The sequence below is a fragment of the Streptomyces wuyuanensis genome (assembly GCF_900103455.1).
Classification (GTDB): domain Bacteria; phylum Actinomycetota; class Actinomycetes; order Streptomycetales; family Streptomycetaceae; genus Streptomyces; species Streptomyces wuyuanensis.
In genome coordinates this window covers 299,476-325,528 of record NZ_FNHI01000006.1, presented here as the reverse complement: position 1 = coordinate 325,528, position 26,053 = coordinate 299,476, and the positions used below count along the sequence as shown (strand labels likewise).

Here is a 26,053-nt window from a genome sequence, read left to right as displayed (position 1 = left end):
GATCTTCCGTGGGGCCCATCGCATGTGGCCCGTGACCTGCCACTTTGCCTCTGAGCCGCCTTCGGGATTCGAACCCGAGACCTACGCATTACGAGTGCGTTGCTCTGGCCAACTGAGCTAAGGCGGCAAGCTGCGGATATGGCCGTTCCGGCAGGAACAGGCTCGCATCAGCAGCGGCGCTAAGTCTACAGGGTTAATCGGGGTGCCCCTGACCAGCCCGGCGATCACGCGCTCCGGGCCGGTCGTGCGGGCAGCGGCCCCCTCCTGTCACCGGCAGCGGGTGCCGTCCGCCGGCGGAGTCCCGGTCAGCAGGTACTTGTTGATCGCCGTGTCGACGCAGTCGCTGCCGCGGCCGTACGCCGTGTGACCGTCGCCGTCGTAGGTGAGCAGGGTCCCCGAGTCGAGCTGTCGGGCGAGGGCCTGCGCCCACTTGTAGGGGGTGGCCGGGTCGCGGGTGGTGCCGACGACCAGGATCGGTGCGGCGCCCTTGGCATCGATGCGGTGCGGGGCGCCGGTGGCGGGCGTGGGCCAGTAGGCGCAGCTCAGGGAGGCCCAGGCGAAGTTCCTGCCGAAGACGGGCGAGGCCTTCTCGAAGTCGGCGGCGGAGGCGGTGACCTCGTCGGGCGTGGTGAAGGCGGGCGGCAGGTCGAGGCAGCTGACCGCGGAGTAGGCGGACATCAGGTTGGAGTACGAGCCGTCGCTCTCGCGCTCGTAGTAGCTGTCGGAGAGGGCCAGCAGCCCCGCGCCGTCGCCGTTCATGGCGCCGGTGAGTCCGTCGCGGAGCTGCGGCCAGGCGCCCTCGTCGTACATCGCGGCGATGACGCCGGTGGTGGCGAGCGACTCGGTGAGTTCGCGGCTCTCCCCGGTGGACACCGGCTGGGCGTCCAGCTTGGCGAAGAACGCCTTCATCCGGGCGGCGGCGTCGGCGGTCGACTTCGTTCCGAGCGGACAGTCCGAGCGCTTCGTGCAGTCGGCGGCGAAAGACTTGAAGGCCGTCTCGAAGCCCTCGGTCTGGTCGCGGTTCATCTGACGGGCCGGGAGGGACGGGTCCATCGCCCCGTCGAGCACGAGCCGGCCGGCGCGCTCCGGGAAGAGCTCGGCGTACGTCGCGCCGAGGAACGTGCCGTAGGAGGCCCCGACGTAGGACAGCTTCTCGTCGCCCAGCGCGGACCGGAAGATGTCCATGTCCCGGGCCGCCTCGACCGTGGAGACGTGCGGGAGGACCGTGGACGACCGCTCCTTGCAGCCCGCCGCGAAGCCCTTGAAGGCGGTGCTCAGCTTGTCGACCTCGGCCGAGTCGTCGGGAGTCTGGTCGCTCTGGGTGTACGCGTCCATCTCCTTGCCGTCGAGGCATTTGACCGGCTCGCTGCGGGCCACTCCGCGCGGGTCGATGGCCACCATGTCGTACCGGGCCCGCACCGGAGCGGGATAGCCGACGCCCGCGTACGCCTGGAGGTAGCCGACGGCCGAGCCGCCCGGACCACCCGGGTTCACCTGGAGCGATCCGATCCGCTTCCCCGGTCCGGTGGCCTTCACCCGGGCGACGGCCAGCTTGACCGAAGGCCCGTCCGGCTTGGCGTAGTCGAGCGGGGCCTTGAGCGTGGCGCACTGGAAGCCGGGGGCACCGCAGTTACGCCAGTCCAGTTTCTGGTTGTAGTACGGCTTCAGCGCGGCGGTCGACACCGGGGAGGGCGCTGCCGCTCCCGGCGGCACCGAACCCGAGGGTTCGGAAGCCTCCGAGGCCGGATTGCCGCCGCTGCAGCCGGAGACCAGCAGCCCCAGGGCTGTGGTGAACGCGATGGCGGAGGTCCTGAGGAACTGCCTGGTGTCCATCCTGGGAGCCTATCGGCACGAAGACGGATCATGCCCCTTCGCACTCGTATGGGTGATTCGCCCCAAAGCGGCTGCGGCAGTACCCGCGTTTCCGGCGTCCCCGGCGGGAACTCCGGCGCTCATGCAGCGGCCGCGGCACCGGAGCACCGTGCGGACGCTTCCGCGCCGGCGGGTCCGGAGCGCCTTCGAGGCTCATCCCGTGCGCAGCGCCATCGTCATCGCCTCGACCGCGAGCAGCGGCGCCACATTCGTGTCCAGCGCCTCACGACAGGCGAGGACCGCCTCCATCCGGCGCAGGGTCCCCTCCGGGCTGGAGTTGCGCGCCACCCGGTCGAGCGCGTCCCGCACGTCCTCGTTGGCGAGGGCGACCCGCGATCCCAGCTGCAACGCGAGCACGTCGCGGTAGAAGGCCGTGAGGTCGGTGAGGGCGAGATCGAGGCTGTCGCGCTGGGTGCGGGTGCGACGGCGCTTCTGCTTGTCCTCCAGTTCCTTCATCGCCCCCGCCGTGCCCCGCGGCATCCGGCCGCCCGCCGCCGCGCCCAGGGCCGCCTTGAGTTCCTCGGCCTCCTTGGCGTCGATCTCCTCGGAGACCTGCCTGGCGTCCTCGGCGGCCGCGTCGATCAACTCCTGTGCCGCCCTGAGACAGCCTCCGACGTCCTCCACTCTCAGAGGGAGCTTCAGCACGGTCGCTCGGCGCGCACGAGCCGCCTCGTCGGTGGCGAGCCGGCGGGCCCGGCCGATGTGCCCCTGGGTCGCCCGGGCGGCGGACGCCGCGGCCTCCGGATCGATGCCGTCCCGTCTCGTCAGTACGTCCGCCACGGCCTCGACCGACGGCGTGCGGAGCGAGAGGTGACGGCAGCGGGAGCGGATCGTGGGCAGCACGTCCTCCAGCGAGGGCGCGCACAGCAGCCAGACCGTCCGCGGGGCGGGCTCCTCGACAGCCTTCAGCAGGACGTTGCCGGCGCCTTCGGTGAGGCGGTCGGCGTCCTCCAGGACGATGACCTGCCAGCGGCCGACCGCGGGCGACAGCTGGGCCCGTCGGACGAGCTCGCGGGTGTCCTTCACGCCGATGGAGAGCATGTCCGTCCGGACCACCTCCACGTCGGCGTGCGTGCCGACCAGGCTGGTGTGGCAGCCGTCGCAGAAACCGCAGCCCGGTGCGCCGCCCAGCGCCCGGTCGGGGCTGGTGCACTGCAGGGCCGCGGCGAAGGAACGGGCCGCGGTGGAGCGGCCCGAGCCGGGCGGGCCGGTGAAGAGCCAGGCGTGCGTCATCCTCGACGCGGCGGGAGGTTCCTCCCCCGCCGCCTGCGCCGTGACGAGCGCGTCGGCGTCCCGCGCGGCGGCGGCGAGCTGCTCCTGGACACGCTCCTGGCCGACCAGGTCGTCCCACACGGCCATGCCGCCGCCACCGCCTTCCACGTCGTACGAGCTACGAGCCACAAGCCACGGACCCCAGGCCCCGGGCCGCGAGGTACTGCACCGGCTTCCCATTGTGGAGCAGGGGTCGGACACCCCTCACCGCCTGTGGACGACCGGCCGCCCCTGCGCTGCTCGCGGACCCGCCGCCGCCCCGCAGACCCGCGTTCCGGCCGGTCGGGAGCCCGACCGGACCGGGACACAACAGCTAGTGCCGCGTCAGGCAGGGATCGCCCGCCGAGGAGCGGCGTCCGGTGCGTGGCGTCTCCCCCGGCTCCTCCGGGCCGAGGGGAAGGATCGCAAGACGCCGGATCGACCTCGTAGCGGGCCCGGTTCGGCAACGCCGCGATTCGCCGTGCCGGGCGTCGCGACGGGGCGAATTCGCCTGACGCGGCACTAGCGCCTCCGGCGCCCGTCGTCGTCCTCGTCGTGCGGCCCCAGCAGTTCGTCCGCCAGGGTCGGCAGGTCGTCGAGCGGGGTCTCCTCCGCCCAGTCGGAGCGGCGGCGCGGCCGTCCCTCCTCGTCGACCTGCGGGAGCTCGCGCGTGCGCTCCTCCTCGGCGAGGGCGGCCGGCTCGTCACGGAAGAGACCGGGCGGGACGCGGTCCGCGGGGCTCTCGTCCCGTACCGGCGGCAGGACCGCCGTCTCGTCGATGCCGGCGGTCTCCGGCCGGTCGTCCCGCACCGGCGGAATCACCGCCGTCTCGTCCGCGGGGCCCGCGGGTGCGCCCGTGCTTCCCGGTGCCGCACCGCGTGTGCGGTGCGTGTCCGCGTCCGGAGGCTGCGGCACCTGAGGAAGGACCGTGGTCTCCGCGTCCTCCTTCGTCATGTCGATGCGCGGGCGCGGCGTCCCCACCGTCTGCGTCACGTCGTTCGCGCCGACGACGGGAGTGGGCACCGTCGTCTCCGCAGCCGAGGACTCCGCGGCGAACGCGGCCGCCTCAGCGGCCCGCCGCGCCTCCTCCGCCCGCAGCAGGGCCTCCTCGGCCTTGCGCTGCTTCTCGCGCCGGCGCTCCTCGGCCTCGGCCCGCAGCCGGGCCTCCTCCTCGGCCTGCCGGCGACGGCGCTCCGCCTCCTCTCGGCGGGTCTTCTCCTCCGCCTCGCGGCGGCGCCGCTCCTCCTCGGCCAGCCGTCGCGCCTCCTCGGCCCGCTGCCTGGCCTCCTCCGCCTGCCGCTCGGCCTCCTGCCGGCGAGCCTCCTCCAGTTCGCGCCGCTTGCGCTCCTCCTCCTCGGCGCGCAGCTTCGCGAGCTGCTCCTGGCGCTCGCGCTCCAGACGCTCCTCCTCGGCCTTGCGGGCGGCCTCTTCCTCGGCCCTGCGGCGGGCCTCCTCCTCGGCGGCCCTCCGCGCCTCCTCCTGGGCCTTCACCTCGGCTTCGGAGAGCGGGAGCATCTGGTCGAGCCGGTGCCGCACCACCGTGGCGACGGCCTCAGGCTCCTGGCCCGCGTCGACGACGAGATAGCGGCCGGGGTCGGCGGCGGCCAGGGTGAGGAACCCGGCCCGTACGCGCCGGTGGAACTCCGCCGGCTCGGACTCCAGCCGGTCCGGTGCCTCCGTGAAGCGCTCGCGCGCGGTCTCCGGGGAGACGTCGAGCAGCACGGTCAGGTGCGGTACGAGCCCGTCCGTCGCCCAGCGCGAGATGCGGGCGATCTCGGTCGGGGAGAGGTCGCGGCCGGCACCCTGGTACGCCACGGACGAGTCGATGTAGCGGTCCGAGATGACGATGGCACCGCGCTCGAGCGCCGGGCGGACGACGGTGTCGACGTGCTCGGCGCGGTCCGCGGCGTAGAGGAGGGCCTCGGCGCGGTTGGACAGCCCGGCCGACGAGACGTCGAGCAGGATGGAGCGCAACCGCTTGCCGACGGGTGTGGCGCCGGGTTCGCGGGTGACGACGACCTCGTGGCCCTTGGCGCGGATCCACTCCGCGAGTGCCTCGACCTGCGTGGACTTGCCGGCGCCGTCGCCGCCCTCGACCGCGATGAAGAAACCGGTGGCCGCGGGCGCCTGGGCCGGGTCCGCGCCGCGGCGGACCGCGTCGGCGAGGTCGCGGCGCAGCGGCACGCCGGACCGGTCGTCGGTCTTGGCGAGGACGATCACGGCGACGGGCAGCAGCAGCGCGCCGACCAGCATCAGGGTGAAGGCGGCGCCGCCGTGTGCGAAGACGAATTCGCCGCTGGCCAGGCGGTGCGGACCGATGGCCGCGGCGAGCAGCGGGGCGCCGACGACGGCGATCCCGATGGCGACCCGGACAACGGCTCGCAGGTGCTCTGTGACCCGCGGCCGGCGGAACTCCTCGGTCTCAAGGTCGATCAGCGTGTGTCCGGTGTGCGCGGCGACGCCCGCCGAACCACCCGCGAGGACCGCGAGGAACAGCACCGTCGCCGTGTCCGGGACGAGTCCCATCGCCAGCAGCGCCACGCCGCTGACGGCGATCACCAGGGCGAGCAGCCTGCGGCGGGACAGCGCCCGAAGCACGCCCGGGGCGCCCCGGACGCCGAGGACCGTGCCCCCGGTCAGGGCGAGGACGAGCAGGGCGAAGGCGACCGGGCCGCCGCCGAGGTCGCGTGCGTGCAGGACGGACACGGCAGCGGCGGCGGCGATTGCCCCGGCGACCGCGGCGCAGGCCAGGACCAGCAGCGGGACGGCGCCCGTACGGCCCTTGTCGAGACCACTGCCGGTGGACGGGCGGCGCAGGCCCTCCAGCGGAGAACGGGGGCGCGGGGTCTGGGCGTCCGGCAGCTCGACGGCGGCGAGGACGGACAGCGAGGCGGCGAAGAGGCCCGCCGCCACGTACGACCCGAGTGCGGCCTGGTGCACCGAGAACCACTCGACGGCCGAGCCGAGCAGGTTGCCGATCAGCGTTGCCACCAGCAGTGCGGCGGCGCCGGCCGGAATGACCGCGAAGGACGTGCGGAGGAAGAGCCTCCGCAAGGCGTCCTGGTGGTCGGGCAGCGGGCGCACGGCCGCGCCCTCGAGCGGCGGCGCGGGCAGCAGCGCGGGTGCGGCGCTCTCCCGGGCGACGGTCCAGAAGCGTTCGGCGACGCCGACGACGAAGACCGTGGCGAGCACGTACGCCACGGCGCTGTCGGGCGTCCAGTCGATCCACAGCGGGGCGATGACGAGCAGGGCGATCCGGATGCCGTCGGCGCCGACCATCGTCCAGCGGCGGTCCAGGGGCCCTCCGGGTGCGGTCAGCGCGGTGAGCGGACCGAGGAGCACGGCCCCGAAGAGGAAGGTGGCGAGGATGCGCACCCCGAAGACGGCGGCGACGGCGAAGGCGGCGCCCCGGTATCCGCCGCCGAAGGCTCCCTCGGCGACCGCCGTCTGGAGTGCCAGGAGGATCAGCACCAGGAGGGCGAGGGCGTCACCGATACCGCCGACGACTTGCGCACTCCACAGCCGCCGCAGCGCGGGTACACGCAGGAGCGACCGTACGGCGCGCTCGCGTGAGTCCGCGGCCAGTGCGTCGGCGGCACGTGCTTCGGGTTCAGAGGTGGGGCTCTGGGCCGTTGGCTGGTCGGCTCGCGTCATCCGCCCAGCCTATCCGGAGGAGATTGCTCCCCGGAGGCCCAGCCCGAACAAACGGGCGGCGAGTGCCCGTGGAACGGCGGAGGGGCGCCCCGTGGCCGTCCACGGGGCGCCCCTCGCCGGATGTTGACGCCGACGCGGCGTCCGCCGTGCTACTCGTCCGAGGACGACGTCTTCGCCGCCGCGGTCTTCTTGGCGGCCGTCGTCTTCTTCGCTGCCGTCTTCGCCGTGGTCGTCTTCTTCGCAGCGGTCTTCTTGGCGGTCGTCGTCTTCTTCGCGGCCGTCTTCTTCGCCGTCGCCTTCTTCGCGGGGGCCTTCTTGGCGGCCTTCTTGGCCGGGCCCTTGGCGCGCTTCTCGGCGAGCAGCTCGTAACCGCGCTCCGGCGTGATCTCCTCGACGCTGTCGCCGGTCCGCAGGGTCGCGTTGGTCTCGCCGTCGGTGACGTACGGGCCGAAGCGGCCGTCCTTCACCACGACGGGACGCTCGCTCACCGGGTCCGTGCCGAGCTCCTTCAGCGGCGGCTTGGCGGCCGCCCGGCCCCGCTGCTTCGGCTGGGCGTAGATCGCCAGTGCCTCGTCCAGCGTGATGTTGAAGATCTGGTCCTCGGTCTCCAGGGAGCGGGAGTCCGTGCCCTTCTTCAGGTACGGGCCGTAACGGCCGTTCTGCGCGGTGATCTCGACGCCCTCGGCGTCCTTGCCGACGACGCGCGGCAGCGACATCAGCCTGAGTGCGTCCTCGAGGGTCACCGTGTCGAGGGCCATGGACTTGAAGAGGGAGGCGGTCCGCGGCTTCACCGCGTTCTTGCCGGTCTTCGGCGTGCCCTCGGGCAGGATCTCGGTGACGTACGGCCCGTAGCGGCCGTCCTTCGCGACGATCTCGTGGCCGGTCACGGGGTCCTTGCCCAGCTCGAAGTCGCCGCTCGGCTTGGCCAGCAGTTCCTCGGCGAGCTCGACGGTCAGCTCGTCCGGCGCGAGGTCGGCGGGCACGTCGGCACGCTGGTGTCCCTCGGCGTCCTTCTCGCCGCGCTCCACGTACGGGCCGTAGCGGCCGACGCGCAGCACGACGCCGTTGCCGACCGGGAAGGACGAGATCTCCCGGGCGTCGATCGCGCCGAGGTCGGTGACGAGCTCCTTGAGGCCGCCGAGGTGGTCGCCGTCGCCGTTCCCGGCATCGGCGGCGCCGCCCTCGGCCATGCCCTCGCCGAAGTAGAAGCGCCTCAGCCACGGCACCGCCTGGGCCTCGCCCCGTGCGATGCGGTCGAGGTCGTCCTCCATCTTGGCGGTGAAGTCGTAGTCGACGAGCCGCCCGAAGTGCTTCTCCAGCAGGTTGACCACCGCGAAGGAGAGGAAGGACGGCACGAGTGCCGTGCCCTTCTTGAAGACGTAGCCGCGGTCGAGGATGGTGCCGATGATCGACGCGTACGTCGACGGGCGGCCGATCTCGCGCTCTTCCAGCTCCTTGACCAGGCTGGCCTCGGTGTAGCGGGCCGGGGGCTTGGTCGCGTGCCCGTCCGCCGTGATCTCCTCGGCGGAGAGCAGGTCGCCCTCGGCGACCTGCGGCAGCCGGCGTTCGCGGTCGTCCAGCTCCGCGTTCGGGTCGTCGGCGCCCTCGACGTAGGCCTTCATGAACCCGTGGAACGTGATCGTCTTGCCGGACGCCGAGAACTCGGCGTCCCGGCCGTCGGAGCCGGTGCCGGCGATCCGGACGGTGACGGAGTTGCCGACCGCGTCCTTCATCTGGGAGGCGACGGTCCGCTTCCAGATCAGCTCGTACAGACGGAACTGGTCGCCGGTCAGGCCGGTCTCGGCCGGGGTGCGGAAACGGTCGCCCGAGGGACGGATCGCCTCGTGCGCCTCCTGGGCGTTCTTGACCTTCCCGGCGTAGGTGCGCGGCTTCTCGGGCAGGTAGTCGGCGCCGTACAGCTGGGTGACCTGCGCCCGGGCCGCGGCGACGGCGGTCTCGGAGAGCGTGGTCGAGTCCGTACGCATATAGGTGATGAAGCCGTTCTCGTACAGCTTCTGGGCGATCTGCATCGTCGCCTTGGCTCCGAAGCCGAGCTTGCGCGAGGCCTCCTGCTGGAGCGTGGTCGTACGGAACGGGGCGTACGGCGAACGGCGGTACGGCTTCGACTCGACCGAACGGACCGAGAACGCGGCGCTCTCCAGCGCGGCCTTCAGTGCGCGTGCGTTCGCCTCGTCGAGGTGGAGCACCTGGTCGGACTTGAGCCGTCCGTCCGGGCCGAAGTCCCGGCCCTGGGCGACACGCCGTCCGTCGACGGTGGTCAGCCGGGCGGTGAAGGCAGCGGGGTCGGAGGCTCCCCCAGCCTCCGGCCGGGGGGACCCCCGTCCGGCGCGGCCGGTGGAGAACGTGCCCGTCAGGTCCCAGTACTCGGCGGAGCGGAAGGCGATGCGCTCACGCTCGCGCTCGACGACGAGACGGGTGGCCACGGACTGGACACGGCCGGCGGACAGCCGCGGCATGACCTTCTTCCAGAGGACCGGCGAGACCTCGTAACCGTACAGACGGTCGAGGATGCGGCGGGTCTCCTGGGCGTCGACCATGCGCTTGTTGAGCTCGCGCGGGTTGGCGACCGCCTCCTGGATCGCGGCCTTGGTGATCTCGTGGAAGACCATCCTCTTGACCGGGACCTTGGGCTTGAGGACCTCCAGCAGGTGCCAGGCGATGGCCTCGCCCTCGCGGTCCTCATCGGTGGCGAGGTAGAGCTCGTCCGAGTCGGCCAGTTGCTCCTTGAGCTTTCTGACCTGTGCCTTCTTGTCGGCGTTGACGACGTAGATCGGCTGGAAATCGTGCTCGACGTCCACACCGAGGCGCCGCACCTCGCCGGTGTACTTCTCGGGGACCTCGGCGGCACCGTTCGGGAGGTCACGGATGTGCCCGACACTCGCCTCGACGACATAGCCGGGGCCGAGGTAGCCCTTGATCGTCTTCGCCTTGGCAGGCGACTCGACGATGACGAGTCGACGGCCGCCCTGCGCGGTCTCGCTGGTCGGGGACAACTTGGCTCTTCTCTCCGGTCGACGCTCGGTGGGCTCGTACGGCGCACAACGTACGGCGTACGGCCGTAGTGCACTTTGCTGTCGCTGCGGAGTGTGACGGTACAACCCGCCCCCGTGTCAAACGGCAAAAGCTCGCAACGGCCACTCGAACGGTAACCCGAGTCCGGGCATTCCTGCCGCCCGGACTCCCATGGCGGATGTCGGGGGTGGCGGCCGGGCGAAGGCCGCGACGACTTCAGAGGCGGCTGAAGCACCAGACGCCGGCGAGCAGGAACCCGGCGCCGAAGATCGTCGTGAGAGCCGCGGCCGTGGCGGGATTCACGCCGTGCGCGACCGGGGCCCGGTGCCGGACCCGCGCTGCCGTCCATATCAGCAGTGCGGCTCCGAACAGCGCAAATGCCGTTCCCGCGAAGATCGCCGGACTGCTCTCCATGCCCGTCTCCCATTTCTCGGCCCGACCCCTGGACCACCCGTGGCCGAGGCTGGCACCTCCGGGCGTCACCCACGCGAATTCCAGGTGAACGCGACAGGGGTTCACCCGGGCGGCGCCGCCGGGGCAATTTCCGGAGCAATTTCCGGAGCAATTGCTTCCGCGGGACGGGCAGGCGGGTGCACCGGCGGCGGAGCTGCCCGGTGCGACGCTCTCGACCGCTCCACCGGCACGCGTCCGGCACACACACGGGCATCCGCACAATGACCGGTTCCGTACGGGAGCGATGGCCGACGAGCGCCGCCCGGGGCAGAAGGGAGCGTTCCTGCGCGCGAGCCGCCCGATGCGCCGGGCGCGGCCCGGCAGGATCTCCACGCCCGGCGCGCGCCTCAGCCTCGCGGAGCGGCGGGCTCCAGGAAGCCTTCCTGCACGAGCAGCCTGATCGCCTCCGGCGTGCGGTCCCGCAGGAGCACCGGGTCCTCGCCGACCAGTTGGGCGATGGCGTCGAGGATCCGGCCCGCGCTCAGCGTGCCGTCGCAGACGCCGGCGAAGCCCGCGCCGACCGTGTCCACCTTCGTGGCACGCCGCATCCCCCGGTTCTGCCGCAGCACGACGTGTTCCGGGTCCTCCGCGCCGGGCAGCCCGACCTGCTCCTGCACCACGTCGTCCACGAGGACGAAGTGGTCGGCGAGCAGGGCCGCGTCGTCGTGGGTGCGCAGATAGTCCTGCCGGGCGAAGTGCGCGCGTACGGCGTCACCGAGCGGCTGCTCGACCGGGTGCGGCCACTCCTCCACGACGATCGACGGCAGGTCCGAGCCCGTCTTCCTCAATGTGATCCAGCCGAAGCCGACCGCCTTGGTCCCGCGGGCCTCGAACTCGTCGAGCCAGGCGTCGTACCGCGCCGCGTACTCCTCGGGAGCGGTGCGGTGGTCGCCGCTGTCCCTGAGCCACAGCTCGGCGTACTGCGTCACGTCCTGCACCTCGCGCTGGACGATCCAGGCGTCGCAGCCCCGCGGCACCCAGGAGCGCACCCGCTCCTGCCAGTCCTCCCCTTCCACGTGCTGCCAGTTGGCGAGGAACTGTGCGAACCCCCCTTCGTTCAGACGGTCCCCGGCCTGCTGAACGAGCGAGCGGCACAGATCGTCCCCGCCCATTCCGCCGTCGCGGTACGTGAGCCGTGCACCTGGGGAGATGACGAACGGCGGGTTCGAAACGATCAGGTCGTACGTCTCCGAGCCGACCGGCGCGAAGAGAGAGCCCTCGCGCAGATCCGCCTCGGGTGCGCCGGACAGCGCCAGGGTGAGCCGGGTGAACGCCAGGGCCCGGGGGTTGAGGTCGGTTGCCGTGACCCGGGTGGCGTGCTGGGTGGCGTGCAGGGCCTGGATGCCGGAGCCGGTGCCGAGGTCGAGGGCGGCGGACACCGGAGTGCGGACCGTGATGCCGGCGAGGGTGGTGGACGCGCCGCCGACACCGAGGACGACGCCCTCGTCACGGCCGCTCGCCCCGCCGGCCCCGCCCACGGCGCAGCCGAGGTCGGAGACGATGTACCAGTCCTCCCCCTCGGGCCCGCCGTACGGGCGGACGTCCACCGTCGCCCGGATGCCGTCGGGGGACTCGGCCACCCAGCCGTCGGCGAGCGCCACGTCCAGGGGCAGCGCCTCCCGGGCGCGTTCGGGCGCCACCGGCCGCTGCAGCAGGAAGAGCCGAACGAGCGTCTCCAGCGGGGAGTCCCCGCGGGTGGCGCGCAGGGCCGGGACGGTCTCGCTGCGGGCGAGGGCGCTGTAGGCGGGCGCACCGAGCAGCTCCAGCAGCCCGTCGGCGGTGAAGTCGGCGGCGAGCAGTGCATCGCGGAGCCGGGCGGACTGGTCGGGAACGGGGAGGCCTGCGGCAAGGCTGGTCGTACTCACCCGCCCATTCTCACCCGCGGCAGTCGGCCTTCGCCGTCTTCACCACCGTCGCCACGCGCAGCGGCGACGGTGCGACCGTTCCGCGCCGGGGAGCCCTGCACGGGGGTCCCGTCCGCGCGGCCCGCTGCGTGCAAGGCGCCGTAGGAGCGGCCGGGCGGCTCATCCGCCCGGCGCGGTGGCGGTTCGGCTACTCGGACGACCCCTTGGACGCCTCGGACCCGGCCGACTTAGACGGGCCGGCGGCGTTCGACGGCTTGCTGCCGGGCTCGGAGGCACCGTCGCCGGTACCGGCGGGCGCGGTCGCCGACGGCTTCACCCGCTGGCAGCCCTTCTGCTTCCCCATCGCCTTGCCCAGGTCACCGGACTGCAGCTTGCCGAGGGCGACCTGGTCCATCTTCTGGATCTTCTTCAGCCCGTCCGCGACGTCCTGCAGGCCGTCCGCGAACTTCTGCTGGTTCTTCGGGTCGAGCGCGTCGACCTTCTTCTTGAGGTCGAGGTATGCGGTGGCGGTGGCGTTGAGCTCCTTGATTGCGTCCTGCCGCAGCTGCTCCTGGCCCTCACCGGGCGGGGAACCGGCGGCCTGCACCGCTGAGGCCAGCGCCTTGTTGGCGTCGGCGATGTCCTTGAAGGCCTTGGAGTCGGCCGCCTGTATATCGGCGGGCTTGCCGTCGACGGAGGTCGAGATGATCGCCTGCTGGGCGTCGGTCCGCTTCTGGATCTGCGGCTGCGCCTTGTCGCAGACGCTCTTCGCCCAGGCGTCCACCTTTCCGCCGTCGCCCTCGTCACTGCAGCCCGTCAGCGCGAGCACCAGTACCGCTCCGCCCGACACCGCGGCCGCGAGCTTCTTGTTCACCTTCACCGGATCGGTCCCTTCCAAGGCTCTCGGCCCCGGAACATACACGGCCCCCGCACAACAATCCCGGGCCGAATGTCCGGTATGTAGTAGTAGACGATTGTTTGCCCCGGGGGAGACAAGGCTCACCGCCGTCTCCGTTCGCGGCCGGCCGCCGAGCGGACGAACGGGCGGACAGTGCGGTCGACCGCACTGTCCGCCCGTGCTGTGAGCAGGCGTTTCGTCCAGATGAGACGTTTACTGCGAAACGACCGCCGGGTCCGGTGACTTCGACGACCGCTCCGCGGCGTTGTCTTCGTCACCCACCGCGACCGAACGCCTCTTTGAGATGTACACCGCGCCGACGATGACCAGGATCGCCAGAGTCGCGATCACCGCCCGCACGCCCGCGTTGGCGTCGTCGCCGTAGCTGAACTGCACGACCGCGGGCGCGATGAGCAGCGCCACGAGGTTCATCACCTTCAGCAGCGGGTTGATGGCCGGGCCCGCGGTGTCCTTGAACGGGTCGCCGACGGTGTCACCGATCACCGTCGCCGCATGCGCCTCACTGCCCTTTCCGCCGTGGTGCCCGTCCTCGACGAGCTTCTTGGCGTTGTCCCACGCGCCACCGGAGTTGGCGAGGAAGACGGCCATGAGGGTGCCCGTGCCGATCGCTCCGGCGAGGTACGAGCCGAGGGCTCCGACGCCGAGCGTGAAGCCGACCGCGATGGGCGCCATGACGGCGAGCAGACCCGGCGTGGCCAGCTCGCGCAGGGCGTCCTTGGTGCAGATGTCGACGACGCGTCCGTACTCGGGCTTCTCGGTGTAGTCCATGATCCCGGGGTGCTCACGGAACTGCCGCCGCACCTCGAAGACCACGGAACCGGCGGATCGGGACACGGCATTGATCGCCAGCCCGGAGAAGAGGAAGACGACAGCGGCTCCGAGGATCAGCCCCACCAGGTTGTTGGGCTGGGAGATGTCCAGACTCAGGCCCATCTCCCCGGCCTTGGCGCTCACCTCGGCGACCGCGGTGGCGATCGCGTCCCGGTACGAGCCGAAGAGCGCGGCCGCGGCGAGCACGGCCGTCGCGATCGCGATGCCCTTGGTGATCGCCTTGGTGGTGTTGCCGACGGCGTCCAGGTCGGTGAGGACCTGCGCCCCCGCACCCTCGACGTCGCCCGACATCTCGGCGATGCCCTGGGCGTTGTCGGAGACCGGACCGAAGGTGTCCATGGCGACGATGACACCGACGGTGGTGAGGAGTCCGGTGCCGGCGAGGGCCACGGCGAACAACGCGAGCATGATCGACGTACCGCCGAGCAGGAACGCCCCGTAGACGCCGAGACCGATCAACAGCGCGGTGTAGACGGCGGATTCGAGACCGATGGAGATACCGGCGAGAACGACGGTGGCCGGACCGGTGAGCGACGACTTGCCGATGTCACGGACCGGGCGGCGGGTGGTCTCGGTGAAGTACCCGGTCAGCTGCTGGATCAGGGCGGCCAGCACGATGCCGATCGCGACGGCGACCAGCGCGAAGATGCGCGGGTCTCCCTCGTGGCCCCTGATCGCGGGCTCGGTGACACCGCTCAGCTCGGCGTACGACGACGGCAGGTAGGCGTAGACCGCCGCGGCCACCAGGGCCAGCGAGATCACCGCGGAGATGAAGAAGCCGCGGTTGATGGCGGACATCCCGCTGCGGTCGGCGCGCCGCGGGGCGACCGCGAAGATACCGATCATCGCGGTGACCACGCCGATCGCCGGAACGATCAGCGGGAAGGCCAGTCCCAGATCGCCGAAGGCGGCCTTGCCCAGGATGAGGGCGGCGACGAGCGTCACGGCGTACGACTCGAAGAGGTCGGCGGCCATGCCGGCGCAGTCGCCGACGTTGTCACCGACGTTGTCCGCGATGGTGGCGGCATTGCGCGGGTCGTCCTCGGGGATGCCCTGCTCGACCTTGCCGACGAGGTCCGCCCCGACGTCCGCGGCCTTGGTGAAGATGCCGCCGCCGACACGCATGAACATGGCGATGAGCGCGGCGCCGAGGCCGAAGCCCTCCAGGACCTTGGGGGCGTCCGCGGCGTAGACGAGGACCACGCAGGAGGCACCGAGCAGGCCGAGGCCCACCGTGATCATGCCCACCACACCGCCGGTACGGAAAGCGATCTTCATTGCCTTGTGCGCGACGGCCGTCAGATCCTTTGCCGGCTCCCCTTCGGCCGGGGTGGCCTCGCGTGCCGCTGCGGCCACGCGCACATTCGCACGTACCGCGAGACGCATGCCGATGTATCCGGTGGCCGCCGAGAACAGCGCACCCACCAGGAAGAAGACCGAACGTCCCAGTCTCTGCGACCAGTCGTCCGCCGGCAGCAGCATCAGCAGGAAGAAAACGATCACCGCGAAGATGCCGAGAGTGCGCAACTGCCGGGCCAGATAGGCATTTGCGCCTTCCTGGACGGCTGCCGCGATCTTCTTCATCGACTCGGTGCCTTCGCCGGCCGCCAGCACCTGGCGCGCCAGCAACTGGGCGACGACCAGTGCCGCGATCGCGACGACAGCGATGACAATTACGATCATTCTGTTGTCATCGGTGAGTACTGCGGCCGCGAGGGAAGTGGGTTCGGTCAGGGTTGGGTTGAAGAGCCCCGCCATTCGTCCTCCTTGACGTTCAGAGCTCAAGATGTGGACGGATTGTAGGGAGCGGAACCTGATCAAAACAGTGCGCGACAAATGGAATTGACCTTCGTTCGCCCCCCACCAAATGATCGCGGCTCAGGATTGCCCCCGAAAGCGGTAATGGGGCAAAAGCATTGACGCTTGATCAATGATCTATGGAAATGAAAAAGGCCCTGCTCAGCAGGGCCTCTCAAATGGGTGGGCGAACGTGCCGCCGTCAGCGCGGCGCACCAGGGGCGGTCATCGGGTCATGACACGATCGTGGCCGGATTCGTCGGCCAACTCATCCGGATGACACCTCCGTGTTCACCCGTCGTCACCTCGACGTCGTCGACGAGACCGCTGATCACCGCGAGCCCCATCTGGTCGCGGCCGTCGGCGTCCTCGTGATCGTCACGGGGACCGGAGCCGTGCTTCCCGGCCTCGGCTCCCGAAGGGCCGCCCGACACGGGCACCTCGTCTCCGACCTCGATCGAGAAGGACTTCTCCTCCTCGGTGAGCAGGACCTGCACGGGAGCGGTGATCCCATGGCTCCGGTGCAGCCCGACGGCACGACTGCACGCCTCGCCGACGGCGAGCCTGACCTCGTCCAGCACCGCCTCGTCCACCCCGGCCCGCCGCGCCACGGCGGCCGCCACCAGGCGGGCCGTCCTGACATGCTCGGGCTGAGCACTGAAGCGGAGTTCAACGGTGGCCATGCGGTCCCCCTCGGACGTACGAGCGTGCGAGCGTGCTTCTCTGGGGCACCGGGCTAGTGCCCGGCACCCTGGCCTTCTTCCGGACTCCCCGGAGCCTCCGAACGGTCCGGAGTCCCCGGGGAGCCCCCGGGCGACTCAGTCGGTCGCCGCGACGGCCTCGTCGACCGTGGTGTGAATGGGGAACACCTTGGTCAGACCAGTGATCCGGAAGATCTTGAGAATGCGCTCCTGGTTGCAGACCAGGCGCAGCGAGCCTTCATGCGCACGTACGCGCTTCAGACCGCCCACGAGCACGCCGAGGCCGGTCGAGTCGAGGAAGTCCACACCCTCCATGTCGACAACCAGGTGGTAGCTGCCGTCGTTCACCAACTCGACCAACTGCTCGCGCAGCTTGGGCGCGGTATACACATCAATCTCGCCACCGACCTCGACGACCGTGCGGTCGCCGCCAGGGCCGGACACATTGCGAGTCGACAGGGACAGGTCCACGGATCCTCCAGCACCTTGCTATCGAGCGGTCGCCCCTCGGTCTCCCCGGCGGAGCCAGGGGACGGATCGCCAGCCGCGATGGCATTCAATCACTTACCAGCAGCCATGCACGACGCCTTGGGACCATTGTCCGTCACGCCGGTGACACACTCGGTGCCGATGGCCATGAATCACCGACCCAGACGACCCACCGAGAGCGGGGAGACCCGCCCCTCCCCCGGTACGGTCCTCGACCGGCTCACCGCGGGGGCGGGCCGGGCTGCGCGCATCACTCATACGGAGCACTTGCCCCCCAGGCCGGGCCGCCATGCAGTCTGGCCGCACCGCATCCGGCCGGAAGTGATCAACGCCATCCAGCAGGCCGGGATCGAGCACCCCTGGGCCCACCAGGCAGCCGCAGCCGAGCACGCCCTGGACGGCGAGTCGGTGGTGATCGCCACCGGCACCGCGTCGGGCAAGTCGCTCGCCTACCTCGCGCCGGTCCTCAGCACCCTGCTGGACGGCTCGGAGGCGGCCAACGGGCGCGGCACCACCGCCCTGTACCTGGCCCCCACGAAGGCCCTCGCCGCCGACCAGCGCCGCGCCGTGAAGGAACTCGCCTCGCCGCTCGGCAACCGCGTGCGACCGGCCGTGTACGACGGCGACACCCCCGTCGAGGAGCGCGAGTGGGTCCGCCAGTACGCGAACTACGTCCTCACCAACCCCGACATGCTGCACCGGGGCATACTCCCGTCACACCCCCGCTGGGCCTCCTTCCTGCGCTCCCTGCGCTACATCGTGATCGACGAGTGCCACACCTACCGCGGCGTCTTCGGGTCCCACGTCGCCCAGGTGCTCCGCCGGCTGCGCCGGGTGTGCGCACGCTACGGTGCGCATCCGGTGTTCCTCCTGGCCTCGGCGACGGCCGCCGACCCCGCCGTCGCAGCCGGCCGCCTGACCGGTCTGCCCGTCACCGAGGTGTCGGACGACGCCTCGCCCCGGGGGGAGCTCGTCTTCGCCCTCTGGGAGCCGCCGCTCACCGAGCTGCACGGCGAGAAGGGCGCCCCGGTGCGCCGCACGGCCACGGCGGAGACCGCGGACCTCCTGACCGACCTCGCCCTCCAGGGTGTCCGCACGGTCGCCTTCGTGCGCTCACGGCGGGGTGCGGAGCTGATCGCGGTGATCAGCCAGGAACGCCTCGCCGAGGTCGACCGGACGCTCGCACGGCGTGTCGCCGCGTACCGGGGCGGCTATCTGCCGGAGGAGCGGCGTGCGCTGGAGGGTGCCCTGCACTCGGGCGAGCTGCTCGGGCTGGCCGCCACCACCGCGCTGGAACTGGGCGTCGACGTGTCCGGCCTGGACGCGGTCCTCATCGCCGGCTACCCCGGCACCCGCGCCTCCCTCTGGCAGCAGGCGGGCCGGGCCGGCCGCTCCGGTCAGGGCGCCCTCGCGGTGCTGGTCGCCCGAGACGACCCGCTGGACACCTTCCTCGTCCACCACCCCGAGGCGCTCTTCCGGCAGCCCGTCGAATCCACCGTCCTCGACCCGGACAACCCCTACGTCCTGGCGCCGCACCTCTGCGCTGCCGCGGCCGAGCTTCCCCTGACGGACCAGGACCTGGAACTGTTCGGTCCGACCGCCCCCGGGCTGCTTCCGCAGCTGGAGAGCGCGGGGCTGCTGCGCAGGCGCACCGCCGGCTGGTACTGGACCCGCCGGGAGCGGGCTGCCGACCTCACAGACATCCGCGGCGAGGGCGGCCGGCCCGTGCAGATCGTCGAGGCCGCCACCGGCCGGCTGCTCGGCACGGTCGACGAGCCGGCCGCACACACCGCAGTCCACGACGGCGCCGTGCACCTCCACCAGGGCCGTACGTACGTGGTGAAGCAGCTGGACCTGGAGGACTCCGTAGCCCTCGTCGAAGAGGCGAATCCGCCGTACTCGACCACCGCCCGGGACACCACCTCCATCTCCATCCTCGAGACCGACACCGAGATCCCATGGGGCGCGGGCCGTCTCTGCTACGGCTCCGTCGAGGTCACCAACCAGGTCGTCTCCTTCCTGCGCCGGAGGCTGATCACCGGTGAGGTGCTCGGCGAGACCAAGCTCGACCTGCCGCCACGCACCCTGCGCACCCGCGCCGTGTGGTGGACCGTGACCGAGGACCAGCTGGACGCCGCCCGGGTGAACCCGGAGCAGCTGGGCGGGGCGCTGCACGCCGCAGAGCACGCCTCCATCGGGCTGCTGCCGCTCTTCGCCACCTGCGACCGATGGGACATCGGCGGCGTCTCCGTGCCGCTGCACCCGGACACCCTGCTGCCGACGGTCTTCGTGTACGACGGCCACCCCGGCGGTGCGGGCTTCGCGGAGCGGGCCTTCCACACGGCCCGTGACTGGCTCGACGCGACCCGGGAGGCCATCGCCTCCTGCGAATGCGACGCGGGCTGTCCGTCCTGCATCCAGTCCCCGAAGTGCGGCAACGGCAACGACCCGCTCCACAAGCGCGCCGCCGTCCGCCTCCTCACCGTCCTGCTGAGGGATGCCCCGGGCGCTCCTGACTCCGGGTCCCCGGACCGGCCCGGAGCCCGTGTCAGCCCGGACGGGGGAGCGGAGGCGGCCGCGGAGCCAGCGGGCCGTCAGGGGGATCCGACGGCCCCGCAGGACCCGCCCACGGGCGGCCCGGCGAAGCCGGAGCACCGGGAGGGGCCGGGGACCCCGGAGGGGTGAGGTACCCCGGTGGCCCCGGCGGACCGCCGCGGCTGCCCGAACCGAGTGGACCGGGCGGGCCCGGCCCGGCCGCCCCCGGTGCCTCGGACGACCGGTCCGGCCGACCGGGCACGTCCGGCGGACCGGCACGGGATCTGGTCTCCGGCCTGTACGGGCCGAGAGCCGTGCCGGCCGTCACGTCGGCGATCTCGCCGGCCACCGCGCACCGCACGACCACCGCCCCTTGTGCCCGGGCCACCCGTGCCGCCTGGGCACACGCCGATCCGGTGCCCTCCAGCGCCCGGTCGGCCGCGGCGAGCGCCGCGAGGTCGGCCGCGGCGCCCGCCCGATGCCGGGCGACGACCGCCTGACCCAGGGCGAGCACCGCGGCGAAGACCACGCACATCGCGCACGCCGCCATGGCCACCCAGACGGTCGCCGACCCCCGCTCTCGGTCCCTCACCGGTCATCGCTCCCCACCGTGTCCTCCGCGAGCGCGACGGCTTCGGCCGTCAGAGTGAGAGCCGGTGTCCCGGGACCGGGGCTCGCGGCCTCGACCCGCACCCGCCAGAGGTCCCCGTCCCTGCCGAGCGAGATCCTCGCGCCGGGCGGTGCGGCCGAACGGGCGGCGGAGAGGGCGGCGGTCTCCGGCTCCGAGCGGGCGGCCGCCCGGGCCCCTGCCCTGGCGGCGTCCACGCACTGGATCTGCGCCGACGCCGCCATCAGTGCCCAGACGAGCGCCATCGTGAAGACCACCAGCGCGGGCACGGCCACCGCGGCCTCCGCCGTGACGGATCCCCGGTCGGCCCGGCGGCCGGTGGGCCCGCGCGCGGGCGGCGCGGTGTCAGAACTGCGCATTGAGCGCCTTCCCGATGATCGATTCGAGTGCTGTGGAGACCGTGTCGCTTGTGATCACCTGATAGAGGGCGGCAGCGAAGGCGCATGCGGCGATCGTGCCCATCGCGTACTCCGACGTCGTCATCCCGGCGTCGCCCCGGGGAAGCCGGCCGGACATCCGGTCACGGGCCCTGGTGAAGAGTTCCCTGGTCCGGCTCATGGTCCTGGTACATGCGGTGTCCGCGAGCCTCGTTCCGGTGGATGCCGTTCCCTCGGCCCTCGCATCGGTCCCGTTCATGTCGATCCCCTCGTTCCGAATGCCGTGGCGCCGTCGGCGCCGTTTCCGAATGCCGTTTTCCGTTGACGCAGCGCTTCGTTGGACCCCGGTCAGTGGCCTCCGTTGCCGTACAGCAGCCCCGTGGCGAGGCCGATCACGACGGGGGCCACCCCGATCGCGAGGAAGGCGGGCAGGAAGCACAGCCCCACCGGCGCGGTGATCAGCACCTGGGCGCGCTGCGCCCGGGAAGCCGCGATGCGGACCCTCTCCGCCCGGAGCCCGGCGGCCAGCCGGGCGACCGGCTCCGCGGCCGGCGCACCCGATGCGGCCGCCCGCTCCAGGCAGCGGGCGAGTCCCGCCGCACCCGGTATCTCGCCGAACCTCCCCCAGGCCCGGGCCGGTTCGCTTCCCAGCCGGAGCTCGGCCGCCGTCCGTGCCAGTCGCTCTCCCACCGGTCCGCCGAGCGACTGCCCGACCGCAAGCGCCGCCTCGCGCGGTCCGGCTCCCGCCGAGACACAGGCCGCCAGCAGCTCGGCGGCGAGCGGCAGTTGCTCGGACGCCCTGCTCTCGGTGGCGGCCGCCACCCGGTCCCGTGCGCGGCCCCGCTGCCATCTCCGCAGGCCGTAGGCCCCCGCAAGTCCCAGTAGGCATCCGGCGATGCCTCCGGCCAGGACCCAGCCCCCGATCACCGCCATGACCGGTGCCGCCCATGGCCCCCACCACGCCGGCAGGCGTACAGGGCGAGGGCGGGGCGACGTCCCGTGCCGCAGGGAACTCGGTCCAAGGAGGGCGTGGAGCCGCCTGCGCGACCGCCGGCGACGCAGCCGCCCCCGCACGACCCACAGCGCAGCCGCGCTCACCGGAACGGCGATGCCCAGGCTCCCGATGAGTTCATCGCTCATCTCCGCTCCCCGCCCGCACGATCCGCGTCGCCCAGTACAACCCGGCGGCTTCCGCCACTGCGCCCACCAGCAGGCAGCCCAGTCCTGCGGGGCTGTGCAGCAGAACCCGCAGGGGATCGGCGCCCAGTGCCCAGCCGAGAGCCAGCCCGATCGCGGGGAGCAGCGCCAGCACCACGACCGTCGACCACGCACCCGCCAACTGCGCACGCAGCGACTCCCGTTGGTTTCGCTCCGCCCTCAGCGCGGCCTCCAGCCGGTCGATCCCCGCCGCCAGACCCGCACCGCTGTCCACCGCGACGAGCCAGCAGGCGGCCAGGCCGGCCAGTCCCTCCGCACCCGGCTCCCGTGACGCACGCCTCAGCTCCGCGGACACGTCCCCGCCGAATTTGGCGGCGGCCAGCACCGCGGCCTCCGCGCGGCCCAGCGCACCGGTGGACCGGCCCGCGGTCAGCAGCGCCTGTGCCGGCTGGCTGCCCGCCCTCAACTCCCCAGCGACGCCCCCGCACAGAGCGATCACCGCGCGGGCTCTGGCGTCCCTCGCCCGTCCCCGATCGGATGCCCTCAGCCGCCGCCCCACCAGGGGAACCGCCACCACACCCGCGAGGAGCGGCAGTACCGACTCCCCGAGCACCGCAAGCAGCGCGCCCACCGGCAGGCAGAGCCACTCCCGCCGCAGCCGGTCCACGGATCGCCGCCAGCGCTCCCAGGGCCATCGGGGGCCCTGCCGCACCGCACAGCCGGACGCCAGCATCAGCCGCGCCCGCCGCAGCCCCTCGTCCCGGCCCACCGTCAGACAGGCGGCAGCTCCCGCGCACACTGCCGCGTACATCACCGTCGTCGTCATCGCGCGCCGCCGATCAGGGACCGCAGCCGCTCCCAGCCGCGCTCGCGGACGAAGTGCGCCGCGCTCCACCGCAGCGCGGGCACGGTCACCACGAGTCCGGCCGCGTCCCGCTCCAGCACATGGAGCTCGGCGACCCGTCGCCTGCCGTCCCGCCCCCGTACGAGATGCACCACGACCGACAGTGCCGCGGCCAACTGGCTGTGCAGCGCCGCCCGGTCGAGACCGGCAGCAGTTCCGAGGGCCTCCAGCCGGGCGGGGACGTCCGCGGCCGTGTTGGCATGGACGGTTCCGCAGCCCCCGTCGTGTCCGGTGTTCAACGCCGCCAGCAGATCCGTCACTTCGGAACCACGCACCTCCCCGACGACCAGCCTGTCGGGGCGCATCCTGAGCGCCTGGCGCACCAGGTCGCGCAGGGTGACCAGGCCCGCACCCTCCTGGTTGGCCGGACGGGATTCCAGACGCACCACGTGCGGATGGTCGGGACGCAGTTCCGCCGAGTCCTCCGCGAGCACGATGCGCTCGTGCTCGCCCACCAGCCCCAGCAGGGTGGACAGCAGCGTCGTCTTGCCGCAGCCCGTGCCACCGCTGATCAGATAGGAGACCCTGGCCTCGATAAGCGCCCTGAAGAGCCGGTCGCCGCCCGGCGGTACCGTCCCGGCCGCCGTCAGCTCATCCAGGGAGAAGGCCCTCGGCCTGACCACCCGCAGCGACAGACAGGTCGACCCGACCGCCACCGGTGGCAGCACCGCGTGCATCCGGGTGCCGTCGGGGAGCCGGGCGTCCACCCAGGGACGAGCATCGTCCAGGCGCCTTCCCGCCACCGCCGCGAGCCGCTGCGCCAGTCGTCGCACCGCCGCCGCGTCGGGGAAGCTCACATCCGTGAGACGGAGTCCACCGCCGCGGTCGACCCACACCCGGTCGGGCGCCGAGACCAGTACATCTGTCACGGCGGGGTCCGCGAGGAGCGGTTCCAGCGGCCCGGTGCCGACCAGTTCGCATCGCAGTTCCTCGGCGGCGCCGAGCACCTCTGCGTCCCCGAGCAGCCGTCCCTGCGCCCGCAGCGCCGCGGCCACCCTGGCGGGGGTCGGCTCGGCCCCGCTCTCGGCGAGCCGCTGCCGCACCGCTTCGAGAAGCACCGACGTCATGCCGCACCTCCGCCGGTGAGCGCCCGCGCCCAGAACGCGGAGCAGAACCTGGCCAGTGGGTCGCGCTCCCCCGCGCCCGGCGGAACCCCCGCGTCGAGATCGGTGGACAGTCGGGCCTCCAGCGGGATTTCGCCGGCCAGCGGCAGGTCCAGCGCCTCCGCCACCCAGCGCTCGTCCAGCCCCGAGGTCCAGGGCGCCCTGACGACGAGCCGCAGATCGCCCAGCACCATGCGGACGGTCGACGCCACCCGTCGCGCGGCCGCCACGGCACGCAGGTCGCCCGGCACCACCAGGAGGCCGACGTCCAGCTGCGCCAGCGCCTCGGCGGTCCCCTCGTCGACCCGGCGGGGCAGATCCACGACGACGACGCCACCGCGCCTGCGCGCCGCGGCCAGCACCGACCGCATGGCCTCCGGCGGAACCGTCACCGAGTCGCCCCTGTCCCAGCTGAGCACCCGCAGCCCGTGCACCGACGGCAGCGACTCCTCGAGTGCACCGCCGGCGACCCGGCCCCTGGACGCCGCGAAGTCGGGCCAGCGCCGGCCCTCCTGCTGCTCTCCGCCGAGGAGCACATCGAGCCCGCCGCCGAGAGGATCGCCGTCGACGAGCATGGTGCGCCTGCCCTCGCGTGCCGCCGTCACGGCGAGCGCGCAGGCCAGCGTGGACGCACCGGCTCCGCCCCGCCCGCCGATCACACCGACGGTCAGCGCCGGCCTACCCACGCCTTCCGCGACATCGGCGATCCTGTCGACGAGCCATCCCTCGGCGTCCGGGAGCATCAGCACACAGTCGGCACCGATCTCCACCGCCCGGCGCCACACCTGTGGATCGTCCTGGTCGCGCCCGACGAGGAGGACACCTCGTCTGCGGGCGGCCCCGACGCACCGGGCGGCAGCGTCGTCGCCGACCAGGACCAGTGGTGCCGTCTCCCAACTCACTCTGTCCTCCGGCACCGCGTGGTGGACCTGCGGCTCGGCTCCCGCGGCGGCGCACAGCCTCAGCAGGTCGTCCAGCAGCGGCGGATCCTCGGTGATGATCAAAGGTCCCGCCCGGCGCTCCGCCGGTGCCCCTTCCCCACCACCGGCACCGGGCGCACCCGGCGCGGCAGTCGTCCCGGACGTGACGGACACGATGTGTCGCACGACGACGTCTCCCCCTCTCGCCGCGCTGTCGCGGCAGCTCCCGCGGGGGCGGCCGACCGTCCCCGCACGTGTCCCGGCACCGCTCCCACCACGGGTGAGATCGATGCGGGATCAGTGATTCCTTCGGCCCGTGAACTTCGCGGACGGAATCACCGTGCAGTGCGGCGGAAAATCGTGTGGATCTTGCTCCAAAACTGTGGACAACTCACCGCTTGTGAATATCCCGGTAGCCCATACCGGTGACTTCCGGCACGACTTCCACAGCGCAGCACATCAATCACGCAGAGTGACGAACAGCGGTGGTCGGCGGAGCGACCCGTTCCGGGGCCCGAGAGGGAAGAAAGACGAGCGGTGGACGGCGAAAATGCGTCCGGACATGCGACGACCCCCGCCGGGGGGGAGAGCGGGGGTCGTCCCCACGGCCGACTCGGGGGGGGAGGAGTCGGACCGGGTTAGCACGGTCGCGAACGATCCGTGACTTCCATGGTGTACCCGAGAGCCTTCTCAGGCAAACCCACGCGCCCCACCTTACGCCGAATGGAGGGCGCATATGCTCTGCGTCGTGGAAAACCACTCCTTGCCGCGCACAGCAGCGTTCTTTGACCTGGACAAGACGGTCATTGCGAAGTCGTCGGCGCTGACCTTCAGCAAGTCCTTCTACCACGGTGGGCTGATCAACCGCCGCGCCGTACTCAGGACGGCGTACACCCAGTTCGTCTTCCTCGCGGGCGGCGCCGACCACGACCAGATGGAGCGGATGCGCAAGTACCTGTCCGCGCTCTGCAAGGGCTGGAACGTGGAACAGGTGAGGGAGATCGTCGCCGAGACCCTTCACGACCTCATCGATCCGATCATCTACGACGAGGCGGCCTCCCTGATCGAGGAGCACCACACCGCCGGCCGCGACGTGGTCATCGTCTCGAGTTCGGGCGCCGAGGTCGTCGAGCCGATCGGCGAGCTCCTGGGCGCCGATCGCGTGGTGGCGACGCGGATGGTCGTCGGCGACGACGGCTGCTTCACCGGCGAGGTGGAGTACTACGCGTACGGCCCCACCAAGGCCGAGGCGGTGAAGGAACTCGCCGCGTCCGAGGGGTACGACCTCGAGCGCTGCTACGCCTACAGCGACTCCGTCACCGACGTCCCGATGCTGGAGGCCGTGGGTCATCCGTACGCGGTCAACCCCGACCGGACACTGCGCCGTGAGGCGTCCTCACGCGGCTGGCCCGTCCTCGTCTTCAACCGCCCGGTGCGACTGAAGCAGCGCATCCCGGGGTTCACGATGCCCGCGCGCCCCGCGCTTCTCGCCGTGGCGGCGGTGGGAGCGGCAGCCGCCACCGCCGGGCTCGTCTGGTATGCCAGCCGACGTCGCAGCACCGACTCTTTTGCCCGCATTTGAGA

The 26,053-nt window shown here is 72.1% G+C and carries 18 protein-coding genes, 1 tRNA gene and 1 pseudogene; 2 read left to right on the top strand and 18 right to left on the bottom strand.

The window, feature by feature from the left end; genetic code table 11:
* Nucleotides 1–53: 53 nt before the first annotated feature.
* The 11 genes from BLT82_RS12105 to BLT82_RS12055 form a co-directional block, all read right to left on the bottom strand.
* Nucleotides 54–127, bottom strand: a tRNA-Thr gene (locus BLT82_RS12105).
* A 140-nt stretch (nucleotides 128–267) separates the two neighbouring features.
* A complete protein-coding gene (locus BLT82_RS12100; protein ID WP_093653905.1) occupies nucleotides 268–1,833 on the bottom strand; it encodes an alpha/beta hydrolase in 1,566 nt (521 codons plus the stop codon).
* Between the two features lie 192 nt (nucleotides 1,834–2,025).
* A complete protein-coding gene (locus tag BLT82_RS12095; RefSeq protein ID WP_093653904.1) occupies nucleotides 2,026–3,231 on the bottom strand; it encodes a DNA polymerase III subunit delta' in 1,206 nt (401 codons plus the stop codon).
* A 414-nt stretch (nucleotides 3,232–3,645) separates the two neighbouring features.
* On the bottom strand, nucleotides 3,646–6,777 hold the full coding sequence (gene tmk / locus BLT82_RS12090) for a dTMP kinase (RefSeq protein WP_093653903.1): 3,132 nt from the start codon (nucleotides 6,775–6,777) through the stop codon (nucleotides 3,646–3,648).
* A 149-nt stretch (nucleotides 6,778–6,926) separates the two neighbouring features.
* Nucleotides 6,927–9,791 (bottom strand): type I DNA topoisomerase, encoded by a 2,865-nt coding sequence (topA, locus tag BLT82_RS12085; RefSeq protein ID WP_093653902.1) that lies wholly within the window; start codon nucleotides 9,789–9,791, stop codon nucleotides 6,927–6,929.
* A 235-nt stretch (nucleotides 9,792–10,026) separates the two neighbouring features.
* On the bottom strand, nucleotides 10,027–10,224 hold the full coding sequence (locus tag BLT82_RS12080; protein ID WP_093653901.1) for a hypothetical protein: 198 nt from the start codon (nucleotides 10,222–10,224) through the stop codon (nucleotides 10,027–10,029).
* A 386-nt stretch (nucleotides 10,225–10,610) separates the two neighbouring features.
* Entirely contained in the window at nucleotides 10,611–12,128 is a 1,518-nt protein-coding gene (locus BLT82_RS12075; RefSeq protein ID WP_093653900.1) for a DUF7059 domain-containing protein, read from the bottom strand.
* A gap of 187 nt (nucleotides 12,129–12,315) precedes the next feature.
* Nucleotides 12,316–12,987 carry a small secreted protein gene (locus BLT82_RS12070; RefSeq protein ID WP_093653899.1) on the bottom strand — a complete coding sequence of 224 codons (672 nt, stop codon included), beginning with the start codon at nucleotides 12,985–12,987 and terminating at the stop codon, nucleotides 12,316–12,318.
* Nucleotides 12,988–13,218: 231 nt separating this feature from the next.
* On the bottom strand, nucleotides 13,219–15,615 hold the full coding sequence (locus BLT82_RS12065; RefSeq protein ID WP_093653898.1) for a sodium-translocating pyrophosphatase: 2,397 nt from the start codon (nucleotides 15,613–15,615) through the stop codon (nucleotides 13,219–13,221).
* Nucleotides 15,616–15,887: 272 nt separating this feature from the next.
* Nucleotides 15,888–16,337, bottom strand: coding sequence for an ATP-binding protein (locus BLT82_RS12060; RefSeq protein WP_093653897.1), 450 nt, complete (start codon nucleotides 16,335–16,337; stop codon nucleotides 15,888–15,890).
* Nucleotides 16,338–16,472: 135 nt separating this feature from the next.
* Complete coding sequence (locus BLT82_RS12055; RefSeq protein WP_003967428.1) at nucleotides 16,473–16,826, bottom strand: STAS domain-containing protein; 354 nt, start codon at nucleotides 16,824–16,826, stop codon at nucleotides 16,473–16,475.
* Between the two features lie 78 nt (nucleotides 16,827–16,904).
* Here BLT82_RS12055 and BLT82_RS12050 point away from each other — a divergent pair, with 78 nt between their 5' ends.
* Nucleotides 16,905–19,529: a DEAD/DEAH box helicase gene (locus tag BLT82_RS12050; protein WP_244291931.1), complete on the top strand. Its 2,625-nt coding sequence runs from the start codon at nucleotides 16,905–16,907 to the stop codon at nucleotides 19,527–19,529.
* Between the two features lie 178 nt (nucleotides 19,530–19,707).
* On the opposite strand, the pseudogene BLT82_RS12045 reads toward BLT82_RS12050, so the two are convergent.
* The 7 genes and pseudogenes from BLT82_RS12045 to ssd form a co-directional block, all read right to left on the bottom strand.
* Nucleotides 19,708–19,914: pseudogene (locus BLT82_RS12045) on the bottom strand (Rv3654c family TadE-like protein); the annotation flags it as partial.
* A gap of 53 nt (nucleotides 19,915–19,967) precedes the next feature.
* The gene (locus BLT82_RS12040; protein ID WP_093653896.1) at nucleotides 19,968–20,366 is read right to left on the bottom strand and encodes a TadE family type IV pilus minor pilin; all 399 of its coding nucleotides are present in this window, start codon (nucleotides 20,364–20,366) and stop codon (nucleotides 19,968–19,970) included.
* Nucleotides 20,353–20,565 (bottom strand): DUF4244 domain-containing protein, encoded by a 213-nt coding sequence (locus BLT82_RS12035; RefSeq protein ID WP_244291930.1) that lies wholly within the window; start codon nucleotides 20,563–20,565, stop codon nucleotides 20,353–20,355. The genes BLT82_RS12040 and BLT82_RS12035 overlap by 14 nt, the downstream gene beginning before the upstream one ends.
* Nucleotides 20,566–20,732: 167 nt before the next feature.
* Nucleotides 20,733–21,524 carry a type II secretion system F family protein gene (locus tag BLT82_RS12030; protein ID WP_093653894.1) on the bottom strand — a complete coding sequence of 264 codons (792 nt, stop codon included), beginning with the start codon at nucleotides 21,522–21,524 and terminating at the stop codon, nucleotides 20,733–20,735.
* Nucleotides 21,514–22,368, bottom strand: coding sequence for a type II secretion system F family protein (locus BLT82_RS12025; RefSeq protein ID WP_093653893.1), 855 nt, complete (start codon nucleotides 22,366–22,368; stop codon nucleotides 21,514–21,516). The genes BLT82_RS12030 and BLT82_RS12025 overlap by 11 nt, the downstream gene beginning before the upstream one ends.
* Entirely contained in the window at nucleotides 22,365–23,513 is a 1,149-nt protein-coding gene (locus BLT82_RS12020) for a TadA family conjugal transfer-associated ATPase (protein ID WP_093653892.1), read from the bottom strand. The genes BLT82_RS12025 and BLT82_RS12020 overlap by 4 nt, the downstream gene beginning before the upstream one ends.
* On the bottom strand, nucleotides 23,510–24,553 hold the full coding sequence (gene ssd, locus BLT82_RS12015; protein WP_208867850.1) for a septum site-determining protein Ssd: 1,044 nt from the start codon (nucleotides 24,551–24,553) through the stop codon (nucleotides 23,510–23,512). Before ssd ends, BLT82_RS12020 begins: the two co-directional genes overlap by 4 nt.
* 652 nt (nucleotides 24,554–25,205) lie before the next feature.
* On the opposite strand from ssd, the gene BLT82_RS12010 reads away from it, so the two are divergent.
* A complete protein-coding gene (locus BLT82_RS12010; RefSeq protein ID WP_093653891.1) occupies nucleotides 25,206–26,051 on the top strand; it encodes an HAD family hydrolase in 846 nt (281 codons plus the stop codon).
* Nucleotides 26,052–26,053 lie beyond the last annotated feature (2 nt).

What these genes read in the sequence shown, in the direction of transcription:
- BLT82_RS12030 (WP_093653894.1), bottom strand. Translation starts at nt 21,524, where the DNA reads ATGAGCGATGAACTCATCGGGAGCCTGGGCATCGCCGTTCCGGTGAGC.
- BLT82_RS12060 (WP_093653897.1), bottom strand. Translation starts at nt 16,337, where the DNA reads ATGGCCACCGTTGAACTCCGCTTCAGTGCTCAGCCCGAGCATGTCAGG.
- BLT82_RS12010 (WP_093653891.1), top strand. Translation starts at nt 25,206, where the DNA reads ATGCTCTGCGTCGTGGAAAACCACTCCTTGCCGCGCACAGCAGCGTTC.
- BLT82_RS12080 (WP_093653901.1), bottom strand. Translation starts at nt 10,224, where the DNA reads ATGGAGAGCAGTCCGGCGATCTTCGCGGGAACGGCATTTGCGCTGTTC.
- BLT82_RS12035 (WP_244291930.1), bottom strand. Translation starts at nt 20,565, where the DNA reads ATGAGCCGGACCAGGGAACTCTTCACCAGGGCCCGTGACCGGATGTCC.
- BLT82_RS12050 (WP_244291931.1), top strand. Translation starts at nt 16,905, where the DNA reads ATGGCATTCAATCACTTACCAGCAGCCATGCACGACGCCTTGGGACCA.
- BLT82_RS12020 (WP_093653892.1), bottom strand. Translation starts at nt 23,513, where the DNA reads ATGACGTCGGTGCTTCTCGAAGCGGTGCGGCAGCGGCTCGCCGAGAGC.
- BLT82_RS12065 (WP_093653898.1), bottom strand. Translation starts at nt 15,615, where the DNA reads ATGGCGGGGCTCTTCAACCCAACCCTGACCGAACCCACTTCCCTCGCG.
- BLT82_RS12095 (WP_093653904.1), bottom strand. Translation starts at nt 3,231, where the DNA reads ATGGCCGTGTGGGACGACCTGGTCGGCCAGGAGCGTGTCCAGGAGCAG.
- tmk (WP_093653903.1), bottom strand. Translation starts at nt 6,777, where the DNA reads ATGACGCGAGCCGACCAGCCAACGGCCCAGAGCCCCACCTCTGAACCC.
- BLT82_RS12025 (WP_093653893.1), bottom strand. Translation starts at nt 22,368, where the DNA reads ATGACGACGACGGTGATGTACGCGGCAGTGTGCGCGGGAGCTGCCGCC.
- BLT82_RS12040 (WP_093653896.1), bottom strand. Translation starts at nt 20,366, where the DNA reads ATGCGCAGTTCTGACACCGCGCCGCCCGCGCGCGGGCCCACCGGCCGC.
- BLT82_RS12100 (WP_093653905.1), bottom strand. Translation starts at nt 1,833, where the DNA reads ATGGACACCAGGCAGTTCCTCAGGACCTCCGCCATCGCGTTCACCACA.